Origin of the sequence: Pseudomonas sp. LS1212 (assembly GCF_024741815.1) — a bacterium.
Lineage (GTDB): Bacteria > Pseudomonadota > Gammaproteobacteria > Pseudomonadales > Pseudomonadaceae > Aquipseudomonas.
Map to the genome: position 1 here is coordinate 2,443,057 of NZ_CP102951.1, position 18,151 is coordinate 2,461,207.

An 18,151-nucleotide genomic window follows, 5' to 3' on the forward strand; every position below is an offset into this window, starting at 1 on the left:
CCTTCGGCAGCGGCTACACGGTTCGCCATTTGCCCCAAAAATATCTACAGTCAGCGGTCGACCGGGATCGGGCGGCGCTGTTCGGCACGCTTTTGCAGCAGATCGAACACCGCCGGGTAGGCCGGTCGCTCGATATAGCGCCCCGCCCCGCGTTCGGCCCTAAGGTCACCGTTGGCCCAGACCAGCCGGCCCTGGCTGATGGTGTGGCTGGGGATGCCGCGTACGGTCTTGCCCTCGAAAATATTGAAATCGACGTTCTGGTGATGGGTCGCAGCCGAGATGGTCCGGCTGCCGTGAGGGTCCCAGAGCACCAGATCGGCATCGGCACCCACGCGGATCGTGCCCTTGCGCGGGAACAGGTTGAAAATCTTCGCGGTGTTGGTCGAGGTCAAGGCAACGAAGTCATGCATCGACAACTTGCCGCTGTTGACGCCCTCGTCCCAGAGCACGGCCATGCGATCCTCGATGCCGGCGGTGCCATTGGGAATCTTGCTGAAATCGTCGCGGCCGGCCGCCTTCTGCTCGGCGCAGAAGCAGCAGTGGTCGGTAGCGGTGGTGTGCAGGTTGCCGGACTGCAGGCCTTGCCAGAGGGCCTCCTGGTGACCGCGTGGGCGGAAGGGCGGGCTCATCACATAACCAGCGGCGGTCTGCCAGTCGGGGTGGCGGTAGACGCTGTCATCGAGCATCAGGTGCCCGGCCAGCACTTCGCCGTAGACCGGTTGGCCCTTGGCCCGCGCGTAGCGGATCTCATCGAGGGCTTCGCGGGTCGAGACATGCACCAGGTACAGCGGTGTACCCAGGGTTTCGGCGATGCGAATGGCGCGGCTGGCGGCTTCGCCCTCGACTTGCGAGGGGCGCGACAGGGGATGGGCTTCGGGCCCGGTGAGGCCCTGGGCGAGCAATTTGCGTTGCAGGTGATAGACCAGTTCGCCGTTCTCGGCGTGCACGGTGGGCACCGCGCCCAGTTCCAGGCAGCGTTCGAAGCTGGCGACCAGGGTGTCGTCGGCCGCCATGATCGCATTCTTGTAGGCCATGAAATGCTTGAAGCTGTTCACCCCGTGGAGGTTGACCAGTTCGGCCATCTCGAAGCGAACCTGTTCGCTCCACCAGGTGATGGCAACGTGAAAGCCATAGTCGGCTGCGGATTTTTCTGCCCAGCTGCGCCATTGGTGAAAGGCTTCGAGCAGTGATTGTTGCGGATTGGGAATGACGAAGTCGATGATCGAGGTCGTGCCCCCGGCAAGGCCTGCGGCAGTGCCGCTGAAGAAGTCTTCGCTGGCCACCGTCCCCATGAAGGGCAGTTGCATGTGGGTGTGCGGGTCGATGCCGCCAGGCATCAAATACTGGCCGCTGCCATCGAGCACTTCGCAACCGGCCGGCGGGTCGAGGTTTTCACCGATGGCCTGGATCAGGCCGCCGTCACACAGCACATCAGCGCGATAACATTCTTCGTGAGTGACCACGGTGGCACCACGGATCAACAAAGTCATACCGAGTTCCTCGCAGGCTGGACCGGTGCATTGCCGGTACTGGTTTTTTCTTGTGCCGTCCTGGCGGAAGTTCAATTCCTGCCAGTGGTGTCAAGATTTGAATCTAGTTGCTGATTTTCGATTGAGCAAGATTTTTTATATAAGCTTATAACCATGGCAACTTATTGATTGATAAGGATAAAAAATTGTTCAGACAGTATTCGGTAAAAGTCTGGGCCGGTTGGCGAGCTTGACAGGAAGCAGAAATGGTCAAGATTCCACATGAGTGAACAACCCGAAAAACCGTGGAGCGGCCATGCACCAGATCAGATCGCAAGTGACCGAGCGTGAAGGCCTGTATGAGCTTGAAGCCGGTAGCGATGTACTCGACAGTCCTCGTTACAACCACGACATCGCGCCCACCAAAGTGCGCGAGCGAACCTGGAACAAGTGGCACATCACCGCCCTGTGGGTCGGCATGTCGATCTGTGTGCCGACCTATACCCTGGGCGGTGTACTCACGGCGTATTTCGGCCTGTCGGTAGGCGAGGCGCTGCTGGCGATCCTGCTGGCCAACATCGTTGTGCTGATTCCCCTGACCCTCAACGCCTTCCCCGGCACCAAGTACGGCATTCCGTTCCCGGTGCTGTTGCGTTCTTCCTTTGGCGTGATCGGCTCCAACGTGCCGTGCCTGATCCGGGCCCTGGTGGCCTGCGGCTGGTTCGGTATCCAGACGATGTTCGGCGGCCTGGCCATTCACCTGTTCCTCGGGTCGCTGTCGGCAGACTGGAAAAGCCTGGGTGGCACCGGCGAGGTGATTGGTTTCATGCTGTTCTGGGTCTTGAACCTGTGGGTGGTGCTGCGCGGCGCCGAATCGATCAAATGGCTGGAAACCCTCTCGGCGCCCTTGTTGGTGCTGGTCGGTGCCGGCTTGCTGGTATGGGCATTGCCGAACGTATCGGTCAGCGAATTGATCGCACAACCGCCCAAGCGCGCGGAAGGTGCCAGCGTGTACGGCTATTTCTTCGCCGGTTTGACCGCCATGGTCGGTTTCTGGGCGACCCTGTCGTTGAATATCCCGGACTTCAGCCGCTATGCCAAAAGCCAGAAGGACCAGATTGTCGGGCAGATCATCGGCCTGCCGTTGACCATGTTCCTGTTCGCGGCCCTGGGTGTGGTGATGACCGCCGCATCGGCGTCCCTGGTCGGCGAGACCGTATCGGACCCTGTCACCCTGATCGGCCACATCCAAAGCCCGGTCTGGGTGGCGTTGGCCATGGCCCTGATCATCATCGCGACCTTGTCGACCAATACCGCCGCGAACATCGTTTCGCCCACCAACGACTTCCAGAATATCGCGCCCAAGCTGATCGGGCGGACCACGGCGGTGCTGCTCACCGGGTTGGTGGGGTTGGCCCTGATGGCCCACGAGTTGCTCAAGAAGCTGGGCCTGCTGGTCTCTGACGTGAGCCTGGAATCGGTCTATTCGAACTGGTTGCTGGGCTACTCCAGCTTGCTGGGGCCGATCGCCGGGATCATGGTGGTGGACTACTTCCTGATCCGCAAACAGACCCTGGACCTGGCCGGCCTGTACCGCGACGACGTTTATCCCGCCTGGAACTGGTTCGGTTTTATCGCCTTCGGCGTTCCGGTGGCGCTGACACTGCTGTCGCTGGGCAGTCCAGCCTTCAGCTGGTTCTACGACTTCGGCTGGTTCACCGGTTCGGCATTGGGCGGGTTGCTCTACTACGGACTCAGCACCCTGGGTGGCATCCAGACTGCCCGTGAAGCCAAGCCCAGCGCCTGACAAAAAGGGGATTCGGACCCCACTTCTGCCTGAGGAGGTCACCATGAGCGCAGCACAAGACGTACTGCAGTCCACCCACCGGCACATCGACAGCGACCGCCTCTGGAAATCGCTGATGGACCTGGCCCGGCTCGGGGCCACGGTCAAGGGCGGCGTTTGTCGCCTGGCCCTGAGCGACCTCGATCGCCAGGCGCGCGACATGTTCGTGCAATGGGCTGAAGAGGCGGGCTGTACGGTCAGCATCGATGCGGTGGGCAATATCTTTGCCCGTCGGCCGGGGCGCAACCCGCAGCTGCCGCCGGTGATGACCGGCAGCCATATCGATACCCAGCCCACCGGTGGCAAGTTCGACGGCTGTTTCGGCGTGCTGGCAGGCCTTGAGGTGTTGCGCACGCTCAATGACCTCAAGGTCGAGACCGAAGCGCCGCTGGAGGTAGTGGTCTGGACCAACGAGGAGGGCTCGCGCTTTGCGCCGTGCATGATGGGCTCCGGGGTTTTTGCCGAGAAATTCACCCTGAAGGAAACCCTGGCCAAGACCGATGCCGAGGGCATCACGGTAGGCCAGGCCCTCAATGCCATTGGCTACGCCGGCCCGCGCGCGGTCAGCGGGCATGCGGTGGGGGCGTATTTCGAGGCGCATATCGAGCAGGGCCCGATTCTCGAAGATCAACACAAGACCATTGGCGTGGTGCTCGGCGCGCTTGGGCAGAAGTGGTTCGACCTGACCTTGAACGGCGTCGAAGCCCATGCCGGGCCGACCCCCATGCACCTGCGCAGGGATGCTCTGGTCGGGGCCAGCGCGGTGGTTGCAGCGGTCAACCGGGTTGCGCTGGAACATCAACCGCACGCCTGTGGCACGGTGGGTTGCCTGCAGGCTTACCCGGGCTCGCGAAACGTGATTCCGGGGGAGGTCAGGATGACGCTGGACTTCAGGCATCTGGAGCCTGCGCGGCTGGACTCGATGATCGCCCAGGTGCGCCAGGTGATCGAGAGCACCTGCCTGCAGCACCACCTGAGTTTCACCTTGAAGCCGACGGCCGACTTCCCGCCGCTGTACTTCGAGAAGGGCTGTGTCGATGCCGTGCGCAGCGCGGCGCAGGCCCTGGGGCTGTCGCACATGGATATCGTCAGCGGCGCCGGGCATGACGCGATCTTCCTTGCCGAGCTGGGGCCGGCGGGGATGATCTTCGTGCCGTGCGAAGGGGGTATCAGCCACAACGAAATCGAGAACGCCGATCCGGATGACCTGGCGGCGGGGTGTGCGGTGTTGCTGCGGGCGATGCTGGCGGCGTCGGAGGCGATTGCCAAGGCGCAGTTGGCGGCTTGATTCTCTGTTGCCTGTAAGGGCCTCATCGCTGGCAAGCCAGCTCCCACAAAGATCGAATACATTGGCCCCTGTGGGAGCTGACTTGCCAGCGATAAGCTCCGAAGGAGCCTCAGTAATCACATTAAATTATCAATTTAACTTAATGATTAATAAAAACAAAAGTCACGAAATTAAAGTAATTTCTAACTTACCGAATGCTGGAAGCCAGCTCAAAAATCGGAATATACATCAGGATCACTATCACCCCGATCAGCAACCCGATGAACGTCATCAGCAACGGCTCGAACAGCCGCACGAACCACTCCAGCCAGCGGCTCATCTCCTCGTCGTAGAAGTCGGCGGTGCGCTCCATCATCTGCCCCAGGTTGCCGGACTGTTCACCGGCGCGCAGCAAGCGCAGCGAGACCGGCGTCGAAAGTTTGTTCTGCTCCAATGCGCTGGACAGCGCCTGGCCTTCGCGAATGCGTTCGCTGGCCTGATCCAGACGGGTACGCGAGGCCGCATTGAGCAAGCCTCGAACCATGCCCATGGCCGTCAGAATCGGAATGCCGCCCTGCAGCAGAATCCCCAATGAGCGGTAGAAGCGTGCCAGTTCATACATGAACAGCCGCTGGTGCACGGCCGGAACACGTTCGATCAGGCGGTTGAGGGCGCGGCGAAATCCGGCCTGGCGCATCAACAGCGCCAGCGCGGCCAGCGCGCCGAACAGGCCGCCGAACAGTTCAGCCTGATGCGCGTGCAGGAACAGGCCGGCATGCATCAACAGTCGCGACAGCCAGGGCAGGTTGTTGCCCAGCCCTTCGAACACCAGGCTGAAACGTGGCACCACGTACCCCATCAGGAACAACACCACGCCGCCGCCGACGATCAACAGCAGCAGGGGATAGATGGAAGCGCTGACGATCTTCTGCCGGACCTCGTCCATGCGCTGGCGATAACTCACGTAACGGCCCAGCGCCTCGCCGACCGCCCCGGTTTTTTCACTCGACTGCACCAGCGCCACGTACAGCGGTGGAAACACCTGCGGGTCATGCGCCAGGGCCTGGGAGAAGGACTTGCCTTCGTACAGCAGGCGGACCAGCTCATCGAGGGTTTTTCGCGCCTGGGGGGCCGACTCTTTCTCGGCCAGGCTTTCCAGTGCGTCGATCAAGGGCAGGCCGGCATTGAGCAAGGTGGTCAGTTCCTGGCTGAACAACACCAGCGCAAAGGTTTCGCCGCGGCTCCAGCGCAGGCTGGGCAAGCGTTGCATGCTGCGCAGGCTCAACACCCGCAGCCCCTGTTCCTCGGCCTGCCGGCGAGCCTCGGCAGGCCCGCTGGCCTCGATCACCAGCGACACCACTGCCTGGTTGCCGACTGCCTTGAGTTGATAGCGCATGGTTTGGCCCTCGCTCACTGCCAGCTGGTTATTTCGGCGTTTTCGCCTTCGCCGCCCGGCTGGCCGTCCTTGCCCATGGACAACAGGTCGAATTCGCCATTCTCGCCAGGCGCGCGATAGACATAGTTGCGACCCCAGGGGTCTTGCGGAACGTTTTTCTGCAAGTAGGGCCCGGCCCAGCGGGTTTCATCGGTGGGCGCTGCGGTCAGTGCCTGCAGGCCCTGTTCCGATGTCGGGTAGTGGCCGACTTCCAGGCGGTACAGATCCAGGGCCTTGGACAAGCCTTCGATTTGCGCCCGGGCAACCTTGGCTTCGGATTTGCCCAGTTGGTTGAAGTATTTGGGGGCGACGAGGCCGGCCAACAGCCCCAATACCACCAGCACCACCAGCAGTTCGAGCAGGGTGAAGCCTTGCTCACGGCGCAAGGCACGGCGTGGATAAATCGACATGAGGACCTCCCAGGGGCCAGGACCGCATCGACGTGCAGTCTCTGCAGGGCCTATGCAAATCCCGTGCGCGAGCGGCCGGTTTCGCTGCGAAGCCCAGCCGGCAGCGCTTTGCCGACCCGGCACAGTGCTTGCGTAAGAGCAAACAACCGCGCCGAAAGTGGGGAATGGTCCCCACTTTCAGGGTGGGGTGGACAGGGAGGTGGGAGCATGCGACTGCTGACGCTGTATGTCCTGGCCTGGCTGGCGTTGCCGGGCAATGCACAGGCCGATATCTATGTCTCGGTGGCGGCTGATGGCAGCTATGTATTGTCCAACGTGCACCGCGCCGGGCGCCGCTATGAACGGGTGATCGCCGAGCCTGCCAGCCTTGGCAGGCCCACCGGACTGTCGGCCTCCACCGCGCAGCGACCCTATGCCGAAATGGTGGCGGCGGCGGCCACGGCCAACGCATTGCCGGCGGCCTTGCTGCACGCTGTAATCCAGGCCGAGTCGAGCTACAACCCCAGGGCGCGCTCGGACAAGGGCGCGGCGGGCTTGATGCAGCTGATGCCCGGCACCGCCCGGGAACTGGGGGTCAGCAATGTGCTCGACCCGGCATCGAATATCCAGGGCGGGGCGCGTTACCTCAAGCGCCTGATGGTGATGTTCGACAACGATATGGCTCTGGCGCTGGCGGCCTATAACGCCGGGCCTGCGGCGGTATTGAGTCGTGGGCGAGTCATCCCGCCGTTCAGTGAGACCCAGCGCTATGTGCCCAGCGTGCTGCGCACCTATCGCGCCCTGCAGGGCCTTGCCCCGGATGCGCCGCTGTGAGGGCGGGCGGAGCAATGGCCCATCCGCGCCCATTAATGGGTACAGCCTCCATCGCGCAGCGCCAGCCCCCGATTAATGGGGGTTGGGGGGTAAACCCCCAATGCAGCTTCGAGATTTGCTCTTAACTATCTGAATATAAACAATAAAATATATGGCACGGGCCTTGCTCCAGCGGTTCTATCGATCCCCGCAGCGGCGAAATGACCCCGGAGGCCCGCCACCATGAAATGGCACACCCAACCCCATCGCCTGATAAACCTGAGCCTGCTGGCAGCTGCCTTGCTGGGCACAGGATCCTTTGTCGAGGCCGCCGCACGTTGCGAGCGAACACTAGTCGCCAATGTCGTCGCGTTCGACCAACCACTTATGTTCAACCGCCTTGGTGCGCAGAACGCCAACGGGATGATCTTCGCCCTGCGCCGCGACGTGGTCGACGACAACGATGTCCCGTTGACCCAGGGCGGTTCGGCCATTCCCGGCAAAGTCACGCTACGCCCGGACAAACGCCCGCGGCCCATGGTGCTGCGCGTGGCCGCCGGTGATTGCCTGACCGTCAACCTGCAGAACCTGTTGGCCTACCAGGCCAACCCGAACAAACACAAGGAAGGCGGCGAAGGGGAAGAGGACCCCCATGCCCTTCCCGTCGCCGACGAGCAGGTCAGCACCCGCCATGTCGGCCTGCAAATAAACGGCATGCAGCCACTCAACAGCATCTCGGACCTGGCGGCCAACACCGGGCGCAATGGCGATTTCCTGCTGGCCCCCGGCGCCAGCCGCTCTTACACGATCTACGCCGAGCGCGAAGGCGCGTACGCTGCCAGCAGTCTGGGGGCGACCTTCGGCGGCGAAGCCACCTCCGGCAACGTAGCCAACGGTCTGTTTGCCCAGGTAGTGGTGGTGCCCAAGGGTGGCCGCACCTACCGCAACGCGGTCACCGAAGAAGAAATGCGCCTGGCCAGCAGCGGCCGGACACCGGCCGGGCAACCGATCATCGATTACCAGGCCCGTTACCCGCAGCGCGAACCCTGGATCCGTGAGGGCAAGGCCGGGACGCCGATCCTGAACATGGTCGACGGCAGCGAGATCATCGCCAGCGACACCGATGCGATCGTGATGGGCCCCAATGCCGACGGCAGTTTCCCGCCTTCGACCTATCCGCTGGAGAACCTGGGCAAACGTAACCCGGCCTTGCCCAACCGGCTTGAGCCGTTCCGCGATTTCGCCTCTGTGTTCAACGACGAGTCGGCCGTGACCCAGGCGTTCCCCGGTTACTGGTCGGACCCGGTGATGGGCCGTGTGCTGGAACCGGTCGGTGATGCGTTCATGATCAACTATGGCTCCGGTGGCTTGGGCGCCGATGTCGTTGCCAACCGCCTGGGCGTGGGCCCGATGCACGATTGCCTGTCCTGTGCCTATGAGGAGTTCTTCCTCAGCGCCCACACCGCCGGCGATGTCGCCATGCTGGTGGACGTACCGGCCAACATCGGCCTGGAGCACATGCAGCCCGGCCAGGTTCCGCCCGCCGACAAGGTCGGGATCAAGGCAACCATGGCGCTGTTCCCGGCCGAGCCGTCGAATGTGAACCACAGCTACATTGGCGACTTCGTCAAATTCCGCAATACCCACAATGGCAAAGAGCAGCACATCTTCCACCTGCACGGCCATCAATGGCTGTTCAACCCGAACGACGACAACTCCGACTACGTCGATGCCCAAGGCATTGGCCCTGGCTCGGGCTATACCTATGAAATCGCCAACGGTGGCTCGGGCAACCGCAACCGGGTGTCTGGCGATGCCATCTATCACTGCCATTTCTACCCGCACTTCGCCCAGGGCATGTGGAGCATGTGGCGGGTCCATGATGTGTTCGAAGAGGGCACCCGCCTGGAAGTCTCCCAACAAGGCCCGGATGGCTATCACAGTACCCCGTTTGCCCTGCGCAGCGGCAAGCCGGCTGCCGGCGCCCGGGCCTTGCCCGATGGCGAGATCGTTGCCGGTACGCCGATTCCGGCGGTGGTCCCGCTGCCTGGCAAAGCCATGCCGCCGATGCCTGGCCAGGTGGCGGTAGTGCCCAAGCTCGGTGAACGCCTGGTTGCGGCGCATGAGGATGGCAATCCTCACGGCGGCAACAGCGAACCTTCGATCATCGGCTCGGTGGCGCTGGTCGATCGCAGCGATGCCAACCGCAACCCCGACGGCACGCTGAAAAACCCCGGCTATCCCTTCTGGATCGGCGGAATCGAAAGCACGGTCGGGCAACGCCCACCAACCCCGCCACTGGACATGCTCGACCCGACCAAGGCCCAGCAGTTGCGTGACAGCGGCGAGGCCCTGTGGGCCGCGCTTGATCCAACCCAGGTCAATGGCTGGGACGGTGGTCTGCCACGGCACTCGCTGGACGGTGTGGCAGCCGGTGGCAAAGCCGATTCAGTGGTCAGCGCCCTGGATTTCTCCAAGCGGATTACCCGGGCCAAGGCGGTCTTTATCCCTGAGGAGGGCAACGATGTCGAGCAGGCGGCCATGGCCTTCCACGCCAAGCGCGAACACCCAAGCTACGCCGTGCTGCCGGGCAACATCGTGCAGCCGCGCAATTTCCGCACCAACGGCTCGACACCGGTGGCCGGTGCGCCATACTTCGAACCGTGCATGGACGACCGGCAGAAACGCCTGACTTCCAGTGCCGGTCTCGGCGAGTTCAACAGCGGCGAGCGTGCCGATGGCATGTCCTTTACCGGCTCTTCGCCATTCACTGCCGACCATCCGCGTATCTATAAAGGTGCCAACATTCAGTTCGACGCCGTGTTCAACAAGGTCGGTTACCACTTCCCGCAGCAGCGGATGATTTCGCTCTGGGACGACGCCTGGGCGGTGATCAACAAGCAACGGCCACCAGAACCGCTGGTCATGCGCATGAATACCTTCGATTGCGTGATGTACCAGCACACCAACCTGATTCCGTCCTACTACGAGCTGGACGATTTCCAGGTGCGCACCCCGACCGACGTGATCGGCCAGCACATCCACCTGCCCAAGTGGGACCTGACTGCGGCCGACGGCTCCTCCAACGGCTGGAACTACGAGGACGGCATCCTGTCGCCAGCCACTGTGGTTGAGCGCATCCACGCCATTCGTCAATTCAACGGCTGCCAGCAGCCCGATCCGCGCGACGGTACGGCTACCTGCCCGCAAGCGAAGAACCATCCGTACTTCGGCCAATACGGCCGGGCTGACTGGGTCGGTGCGCGTACGGCCATGCAGCGTTGGTTCGTCGACCCCGTGGTGAACACACGGGGTATCGACCGTGGCCTGGGCACCATCTTCACCCACGACCACATGGGCCCATCGACTCACCAGCAACTGGGGCTGTACGCCACCGTGCTGGCTGAACCTGCCGGCTCAACCTGGTTCCATGCCGAGACCGGCGAGCCACTGGGTACGCGCCAGGACGGCGGGCCGACTTCATGGCAGGCGGTGGTGTCCACCGGTGACCTGGATGGCGATGGCCGCAACGACAGCTTCCGGGAGTTCTTCCTGGAATACAGCGACTTCCAGCATGCCTATGAAGCCGGCGTCTATGTCGGTGCCGGCCCCAACGGCGTGCCTGACGCCGGGGCATTCCCGGCCACCGCGGACAGCTTCCGTTACGCCATCAACCCGCCGGTACGCCAAGGCTCGGAAAATATGCTCGACTCGGTGACCGAAGTGGCGGGCGGCGAGGTGCCGAGTTGCCCGAACCGGCCTTGCCCGCAAGCGATTTCGGTCGATGACCCGGGGATATTCGTGGTCAACTACCGCAGCGAGCCGCTGGGGCTGCGGGTCTACGATCCGAATCGCATCGCGCCGGACGGCAAGCCCGGCATGCAGGCCGACGGTCTGGCCGGTGACCTGGGCTATGCCCTGCAAACGCGTACCGACCGAGCCATCGCTGCATTGAACATGGCGCCGAGCGCAATCACCGCGGCAACGGGCCCAACCGGTGGCACCACCACCTTCCCGCCGCATATCAACCGTGGCGGCGATCAGCCGGGCGATCCGTTCACCCCTATGCTGCGGACCTACACGGGTGACAACGTGCGCTTGCGGGTGCATGCCGGTGGCTATGAGGAAACCCACAACGTGACCCTGCACGGCGTCAAATGGCTGCAGACCGGCAGCGGCTTCGGCAGCAGCTCCAACTCCGGCTGGCGCGCCTCGCAGATGATCGGCCTCTCCGAGCAGATGGGCTTCCTGGCGCCGGTCACGATGGCCTCCAGCTCGGCGGCCACTACCGGTGACTACCTGTACTCGATGGACGCCGCGATGGAGGGCTACTGGAGCGGTATCTGGGGCGTGATGCGCAACTACACCGCCAGCCGCAATGACCTGTTCGCGCTGCCGAACAACCCCAAACCGGTGGCGGCGCGCAACACCGTGGCCTTTGACGGGGTGTGCCCGCGCTACAGTGCCAACCCCAACGGTATCGGTACCCGGCCGACCCAGCAGCGCAGCTTTGAAGTGGTCGCGGCGCTGGCCAACGACATCCTGAGCAACCCACTGGCCCTGACCATCGGTGATCCGCAGGGCGTCGGCCAGCATGTGGGCGGGCCGCTGAACCCGGACGGCGGCACCCTGGTACTCAACCCACGGCCGACCACCATCGCGCAAGCCACTGTGGTCGACCTCGAGGATGGCGTGAGCTTCACCATTGGCGGTCAGGCCGGCCCACTGCATGACCCGACCGCCGTCCTGTATGTGCGCAAGGCCGACCTGGACCCTGTCACCGGCAAGCTCAAGGCCGGGGTCCCGATCGAGCCGCTGATGCTGCGTGCGGCGGCTGGCGACTGCATCAGCGTCACCCTGGAGAATCGTCTGCCGCTGGTGATGCCTGACCTGGCCAACACCTCGGTCATGCAGGGCACGGTCAAGCGCGATCGCAATGGCGCCAAGGGCTCGACCACCTTCAACAACAACCTGATGCGGCCATCGAGCCATATCGGTCTGCACGCCCAGTTGCTGACCTACGACATCACCAAGGCCGACGGCGCGAATGTCGGCATCAACCCGGTCCAGACCGTGCCGCCGCGCAACGGCAGCAGCGGGGCTTATCCGAGCAAGACCTACCAGTACTACGCCGGGCATCTGGAGCGCGAAGGCAAGCCGGTCTCGCAGCTGGGACGCAACGTTGACAACATCAACGCCACGGCCATCGAGTTCGGTGGGCTGAACCTGACCCCGGCCGATGTGATCAAGCAGCCGCAGAAAGGCCTGGCCGGCGGCATGAGCATCCTGCCGGTCGGCGCCACCTGGACCGAAGACGCCAGCAGCCGCGCCCAGGCCACGGTGCAGGCGCCGAACCAGACCGCCTACCGCGACTTCATGCTGCTCTGGCAAAAGGGCTTGAACCTGCGCTGGGCCAATGGTCGGCCGGTGGAAAGCATCGCCTCTGGAGGTGGCGGCATGCCGGAAGATCCGGAAGACAACTCGGGCATGGCGTTCAACTACAAGACCGAGCCCATGTGGTACCGCTTCGGCCTCGCTCCGGACGCGCCGTTCGGCCATGCCGATGGTCATGGCTGGGCGGATGTCAACAACGCGCACATGGCCTACAGCAATGCGTTGGTCGGTGGCGATCCGGTGACCCCGGTCCTGCGCGTCAAGCCCGGACAGCCGTTCCGCACCCATGTGCTGATGGCCGCTGGCAGTGCGCGCGGTTCGACCTTCCAGCTCGACGGTCACCTCTGGCCGCTGCAATCGGTGCAAAGCGAGAAGACTGACAGCAATGGATTTCCGATGAACTCGCCAGGTGTCGGCTCGGTGCGCTTCGGCCACAATCCGATGTCGATGTACAGCGGCGCCCAGGAGAGTGTACTGCCGGCCGGGCACTTCAGCTTCATGATGCCCAGCGGCGGCGGGATCAACGCAGTCCCCGGCGATTATCTGATGCGCGACTACGCTGGTTTTGGCAATGCCGGCGGCCTGTGGGGACTCCTGCGGGTCACCAATGAGCCGGAACCGGCCGCCACTCCGACACCGTGAAGATTGTCTGTGGCAAATGAGGAACGGGCCCGATCCCATGGGCCCGCTCTGTACAAAAAATAATAAAGCCACCGGGCCAAGCCGGTGAGCCAGGAGGATGCGCAGTGAACGCCTCAATCGTCAAAGGACCCTTTGTTGCGCTGCTGATGGGCCTGTTCCTGGCCGCGCTGCTGTATTGGTATGAGGGGCAGTGTGATGATGTGTTGCCACTCATTACTCCCGTGGAGCCCCAGCAACGGCTGGAGCGTGACGGGGTGTCGATTGAATTCGAGGCCCGGCCGGTCAACGGCGGTGCGTTGACCGAGGGCATGTTTGCCGATGTCCGCTTTCGCATCACCGATTCGGCCTCCGGCCAGCCATTGTCGGGAATCGCCCCCGGAGCCTGGCTTGATCAGGCTCAGGCTGGCGAACTCGCTTCGGCGCGGGACAAGAGCTGCAAATCCCGGGTGGCCCTGTACCTCAAGAGCAGCATCGGGGCACGACCCTTGCTCGACCTGAACAGCTACTACCTGCTGGTACTGAACAAGGACGCCAGCCTGACAGTCATCGATCCGTCGGTTTCCGTGGGCGGGGTCACCAGCACCATGGCCCGCATCGCGCTCAAGCAAGCGCCGATGGACTGGGTTGCCGGCGCCGATGACAAACGGGTGTTCGTGTCCATGCCGACTGCCGGGGAAGTGGCGGTGATCGACGCGGAAAAATTCCAGCTGCTCGCCAACCTGAGCGCCGGCAGTGAACCGGTACGGGTCGCCCTGCAACCGGACGAACGCCTGTTGTGGGTTGGCAACAATGCCCGCGATGAGGCCAGGAGCGGGGTGACGATCATCGATACACAGTCGCTCAAAACCCTCAAGTACCTGGCCACCGGCAAAGGTCACCATGAAATCGCCTTCAGCAAGGACTCGCGTTATGCCTTTGTCAGCAACCGGGACAGCGGCACGTTGAGCGTGATCGATGTGGCAACGCTCGAGGTCCAGCAGCAACTGCACACAGGCTCGCACCCCTTGTCGGTGGCCTATTCACCCTTGTCCCAGGCCGTTTATGTTGCCGATGGCAAGGACGGCACCATTACCGTCGTCGATGCCGCCAGCCTGCAAGTGCGCAAGGTGATCAAGGGTCAGCGGGGCCTGGGGCCGATGCGCTTCAGTGAAGATGGCCGTTTCGGCATCGTGCTCAATACCCTGGAAAACCGGGCGCAAGTGATCGACGCGGCCAGTGACGAAGTGATTCATAGCCTGGAAGTGTCACCGGAACCCTTTCAACTGACCTTCACCAAGGCGTATGCCTATATTCGCGGCCTGGCCTCGCCGCGAGTGACCATGATCAACCTGTCCACCCTGGGCAAGGACCGTCAGCCGATCCTCCAGGGTTTCGAGGCCGGCCCTGCGGCACCGAGGCTGGCCGGTGATTTGCCATTGGCCCCGGGGTTGAGCCCGTCGCGCGATGACAACTCGGTGTTCGTGGTCAATCCGGTCGACAACACCACTTACTTCTATGCCGAAGGCATGAACGCACCCATGTCCGGTTACCCCAACCGCGGGCACACCGCCCGGGCGGCCATGGTCATCGATCGCAGCCTGCGCGAAGTGGAGCCGGGGGTGTACAGCTCGCGAGTGAAGATGCCGGTGGCCGGGCGCTTCGATGTGGCCTTTTTGCTCAACCAGCCGCAGATCGTGCATTGCTTCAACACTGAAATAGAAGTCAATCCGGCCCTGGAAAAAGCCCTGGCCACACCGCGCCTGGAGTTCCTGATGGACAAAGTGTCGGCGCCCCTGGGCAGTCCGTTCAACGTCCGCCTGCGGGTGGTTGAAGGGCGCAGCGGTCATCCACGCAAGGGCCTCAAGGATTTGCAGTTGCGTTACTACCTGGCGCCTTCTTCACGGCCGCAGGAAGTGCTGACCAAAGAGGTGGCCGACGGCATCTATGAAGCCGCGCTGGACCTGCCCCAGGTCGGTGCCTATTACCTGCATGCCCGCTCGGCCACCCTGGGTGCCGCCTTCGATCAGCAGACCTATACCAGCTTGCGGGTCTTGCCGGGAAACCCGGTAAAGGTCCCCACAGGGAAAACCGAGCCATAAGGAGCAACCCATGAAATCCATGACTGTGAGCATTGCCATGGCACTTTTCGGCCTGGTGGGGATGGGCGGCCAGGTTCAGGCCCATTCGATGGACGAGCATGCCCAGCATGCCCAACAGGCAGCTGACACCCGGCAGGAGGGTACGCAGGTGTCGTTTGCCGATGTGTCGTTGCTCGATCAGAACGGTAAGCCGGTGCGCCTGAACCAGGATCTGGTCCGCGACCGGATCGTGGTGATGGGCTTCATCTACACCAGTTGCACCACGGTTTGCCCATTGGTGTCATCGATCATGAGCAAAGTACAACAGCAGCTCGGCGGGCGAGTTGGCGACGACGTGCAACTGGTCTCGATCAGCATCGATCCGCAACGCGACGACCCGCCACGCTTGCTTGGCTATGCGAAAAAATTCCAGAGCGGCCCCGGCTGGAGCTGGCTGACCGGCAGCCCCCAGGCGATCAACGATACCCTCAAGGGCCTGGGCACCTGGACTGCCGATTATCGCAATCATCCGCCGCTGATCCTGGTCGGCGATGGCCGCAGTGATCACTGGACCCGCTTTTACGGCTTCACCGACCCGGCGCTGCTGGTCAAGCGCGTGCAGGAACTGGGGGCTGCGCGCGTGCACGCCCGGCATACCGCCGTCGCACAGGGGGAGCAGCCATGAAGCGCCTTCAATGGATCGCCCTGACCCTCTGCTGCTGGGCCTTGCCGACGCTGGCACATGAGGCCGCAGTGCCGCCTGCACCTGCTCAGCCGCCAAGCGGAACACATGATGCCCAGGCGTATTTTACCGACACTCAGCTGCTCGACCAGAATGGCCAGCCCCTGCGCTTTTACAGTGATGTATTGAAAAACCGCGTGGTGCTGCTCAATGTGATCTTCACCCACTGCAACGATGCCTGCCCGCTGATCACCCGTAAACTCAAGGAGGTACGCGACGCCCTGGGCGAGCCCCTGGCCAGCCAGGTGTATTTCATCTCCCTGACCAGCGACCCGCAAAACGACAGTCCGTCGGTGCTCAAAGACTTTGCCCGCAAGCAGGGTGCGGACAATCCCAATTGGCTGTTCCTGACCGGCGAACAGGCGAACATTGATCTGGTGCTGGGCCGTCTGGGCCACCTTATTCCAAGCCCCGAGCAACATTCGACGCAGCTTATCGTCGGTGACGTCGCCAATAAACGCTGGAGCAAGATCCGACCGGACGCACCGGCTGCGGCCATCGCCCAGCGCCTGCAATTGTTGACCATGCCCGTAGTCGGGCGCTGAGTGCAGGTGGCCGCCATGAAGCCCATTGCGTTGTGGATGACCGGCCTGCTGGCGTTGAGCGGCTTGGCCCATGGGCTGCAATTGTCGGACAGCGAAGCCGCCGGCAAGCGGCTGTACCGGGAAGGGCTTTCGGCCCTGGCGGTCGAACTCTCGGCCCGGGTCGGCGCTTCGGACATGCTCGTGCCGGCCCAGGCCGTACCCTGCGCCAACTGTCATGGCGCCGACGGCCGGGGCCGGCCGGAAGGCGGCGTGCGCCCGCCCGACATTACCTGGCGACGGCTGAGCACGCCTTACGGGCAGTCCGTCAATGGCCGCCAGTACCCGGCCTACACCGAGGCAGCCATCGCCCGGGCCGTTGCCGAAGGGCGTGACCCGGCCGGTAACCGGCTCGATCCGGCCATGCCGCGGTTTGTCCTGACCCTGCGCGACCAGGCCAACCTCACCGCCTACCTCAAGCGTCTGGAAGACGACAGCGACCCCGGCCTGCAAGCCCGGCACTTGCGCCTTGGCACACTGTTGCCACGGCAAGGGCCGCAGGCAGAGTTGGGCAATACGGTGGCCAGCGTACTCAACGCCTCGATTGAGCAGATCAACCAGGCCGGGGGTATTCACGGGCGCAGCCTGGAACTGGTGAGCGTCGATCCCGGTGCCGACAAGGAAAGCGCCAGGGCGGCGTTGAACACGCTGATTAATGGCGAACAGGTGTTTGCCCTGATCGCGCCGTTGGCGCCGGCCCTGGACGAGGAGATGGCCGGGCTGCTGGAGCAGGCTCAAGTACCGCTGGTGGGGTCGCTGTCGCTGTTCGGTGTGAGCCAGAACAGCAGGCAGATCTTCGAACCTCTGCCAGGCCTGCGTGAGCAGGTACTGGCGCTGGCGCGGTACGCCGCAGGCGCCCTGCAGTTGGCAACGACCGACACGGTGATCGTCCACCCGGCTGACGACACCCAATCGGCCCTGGCGGATAATCTCGCCGAACGCCTGCGCGGCCAGGGCTGGACCCGGGTGCGTGAAGTCGCTTACAGCGCCGATAGCCTGCAGGCCCTGCAAGGCGCCCAGGCAGTGTTCTATCTCGGCCAGGCCAGCGAGTTCGCCACGCTCGCCGGGCAACTGGAAAGGGCGGGCCTGAACCCCTATCTATTTGCCGCCTCGACCCAAGTGGCGAGCCAGGTCCTGCAAGTTCCGCTGGCATTTTCGGAGCGCTTGTTCCTGGCGTTTCCATTCGTTCCCCAGGACTGGACGGCAGCGGGCAGGGCGGCCTTGACCGAGCTGCGCCAACGCAGCGGCCTGGGCGGTCAGCATGCGGTCCTGCAAGTGGGTGCCTATTGCTCGGTGCTGTTGCTCAGCGAGGGGCTGAAACGGGCCGGTCGCGATGTCAGTCGACAGCGCCTGATCGACGCGCTCGAGAGTCTTCATGATTTTGACACCGGCCTGACGCCTCAACTGAATTTCGGCCCCGGCAAGCGCCTTGGCCTCAGTGGCGGGCATATCGTGCGAGTGGAATTGCCCGAGCAACGGTTCGATTCGATGGGCGCGTTCATTGAAGTCCCTTAGA

General features: G+C 63.3%; 11 protein-coding genes. 8 read left to right on the plus strand and 3 right to left on the minus strand.

Annotation, left to right across the window (positions count from 1 at the left end; all coding sequences use genetic code 11):
* Window positions 1–50: 50 nt before the first annotated feature.
* On the minus strand, window positions 51–1,490 hold the full coding sequence (hydA, locus tag NVV94_RS11505; RefSeq protein WP_258447258.1) for a dihydropyrimidinase: 1,440 nt from the start codon (window positions 1,488–1,490) through the stop codon (window positions 51–53).
* A 295-nt stretch (window positions 1,491–1,785) separates the two neighbouring features.
* On the opposite strand from hydA, the gene NVV94_RS11510 reads away from it, so the two are divergent.
* Entirely contained in the window at window positions 1,786–3,276 is a 1,491-nt protein-coding gene (locus tag NVV94_RS11510) for an NCS1 family nucleobase:cation symporter-1 (protein ID WP_258447259.1), read from the plus strand.
* 43 nt (window positions 3,277–3,319) lie between these two features.
* Window positions 3,320–4,603, plus strand: a complete 1,284-nt coding sequence (locus tag NVV94_RS11515) for a Zn-dependent hydrolase (protein ID WP_258447260.1) — start codon at window positions 3,320–3,322, stop codon at window positions 4,601–4,603.
* A gap of 187 nt (window positions 4,604–4,790) precedes the next feature.
* Here the strand turns inward: NVV94_RS11515 and NVV94_RS11520 are convergent, their stop codons facing one another.
* Both NVV94_RS11520 and gspG read right to left on the minus strand, forming a co-directional pair.
* Window positions 4,791–5,978 carry a type II secretion system F family protein gene (locus NVV94_RS11520; protein ID WP_258447261.1) on the minus strand — a complete coding sequence of 396 codons (1,188 nt, stop codon included), beginning with the start codon at window positions 5,976–5,978 and terminating at the stop codon, window positions 4,791–4,793.
* Window positions 5,979–5,992: 14 nt separating this feature from the next.
* On the minus strand, window positions 5,993–6,427 hold the full coding sequence (gene gspG, locus NVV94_RS11525) for a type II secretion system major pseudopilin GspG (RefSeq protein ID WP_258447262.1): 435 nt from the start codon (window positions 6,425–6,427) through the stop codon (window positions 5,993–5,995).
* Between the two features lie 207 nt (window positions 6,428–6,634).
* On the opposite strand from gspG, the gene NVV94_RS11530 reads away from it, so the two are divergent.
* The 6 genes from NVV94_RS11530 to NVV94_RS11555 all read left to right on the plus strand — a co-directional run bounded on the left by NVV94_RS11530 (window position 6,635) and on the right by NVV94_RS11555 (window position 18,150).
* Window positions 6,635–7,240, plus strand: coding sequence for a lytic transglycosylase domain-containing protein (locus NVV94_RS11530; RefSeq protein WP_258447263.1), 606 nt, complete (start codon window positions 6,635–6,637; stop codon window positions 7,238–7,240).
* Between the two features lie 222 nt (window positions 7,241–7,462).
* Complete coding sequence (gene mnxG, locus NVV94_RS11535; RefSeq protein ID WP_258447264.1) at window positions 7,463–13,255, plus strand: manganese-oxidizing multicopper oxidase MnxG; 5,793 nt, start codon at window positions 7,463–7,465, stop codon at window positions 13,253–13,255.
* A 146-nt stretch (window positions 13,256–13,401) separates the two neighbouring features.
* Window positions 13,402–15,333: a YncE family protein gene (locus NVV94_RS11540; RefSeq protein ID WP_408733498.1), complete on the plus strand. Its 1,932-nt coding sequence runs from the start codon at window positions 13,402–13,404 to the stop codon at window positions 15,331–15,333.
* A 19-nt stretch (window positions 15,334–15,352) separates the two neighbouring features.
* The gene (locus NVV94_RS11545) at window positions 15,353–15,997 is read left to right on the plus strand and encodes an SCO family protein (RefSeq protein WP_258447674.1); all 645 of its coding nucleotides are present in this window, start codon (window positions 15,353–15,355) and stop codon (window positions 15,995–15,997) included.
* Window positions 15,994–16,599, plus strand: coding sequence for an SCO family protein (locus NVV94_RS11550; RefSeq protein WP_258447266.1), 606 nt, complete (start codon window positions 15,994–15,996; stop codon window positions 16,597–16,599). Before NVV94_RS11545 ends, NVV94_RS11550 begins: the two co-directional genes overlap by 4 nt.
* A gap of 15 nt (window positions 16,600–16,614) precedes the next feature.
* Window positions 16,615–18,150 (plus strand): ABC transporter substrate-binding protein, encoded by a 1,536-nt coding sequence (locus NVV94_RS11555; protein ID WP_258447267.1) that lies wholly within the window; start codon window positions 16,615–16,617, stop codon window positions 18,148–18,150.
* Window position 18,151 lies beyond the last annotated feature (1 nt).

Bases quoted from the DNA above. Each gene is read 5' to 3' on its own strand.
- NVV94_RS11520 (WP_258447261.1), bottom strand. From the start codon at position 5,978: ATGCGCTATCAACTCAAGGCAGTCGGCAACCAGGCAGTGGTGTCGCTG.
- gspG (WP_258447262.1), bottom strand. From the start codon at position 6,427: ATGTCGATTTATCCACGCCGTGCCTTGCGCCGTGAGCAAGGCTTCACC.
- hydA (WP_258447258.1), bottom strand. From the start codon at position 1,490: ATGACTTTGTTGATCCGTGGTGCCACCGTGGTCACTCACGAAGAATGT.
- NVV94_RS11545 (WP_258447674.1), top strand. From the start codon at position 15,353: ATGACTGTGAGCATTGCCATGGCACTTTTCGGCCTGGTGGGGATGGGC.
- NVV94_RS11515 (WP_258447260.1), top strand. From the start codon at position 3,320: ATGAGCGCAGCACAAGACGTACTGCAGTCCACCCACCGGCACATCGAC.
- NVV94_RS11540 (WP_408733498.1), top strand. From the start codon at position 13,402: ATGGGCCTGTTCCTGGCCGCGCTGCTGTATTGGTATGAGGGGCAGTGT.
- NVV94_RS11550 (WP_258447266.1), top strand. From the start codon at position 15,994: ATGAAGCGCCTTCAATGGATCGCCCTGACCCTCTGCTGCTGGGCCTTG.
- mnxG (WP_258447264.1), top strand. From the start codon at position 7,463: ATGAAATGGCACACCCAACCCCATCGCCTGATAAACCTGAGCCTGCTG.
- NVV94_RS11555 (WP_258447267.1), top strand. From the start codon at position 16,615: ATGAAGCCCATTGCGTTGTGGATGACCGGCCTGCTGGCGTTGAGCGGC.
- NVV94_RS11530 (WP_258447263.1), top strand. From the start codon at position 6,635: ATGCGACTGCTGACGCTGTATGTCCTGGCCTGGCTGGCGTTGCCGGGC.
- NVV94_RS11510 (WP_258447259.1), top strand. From the start codon at position 1,786: ATGCACCAGATCAGATCGCAAGTGACCGAGCGTGAAGGCCTGTATGAG.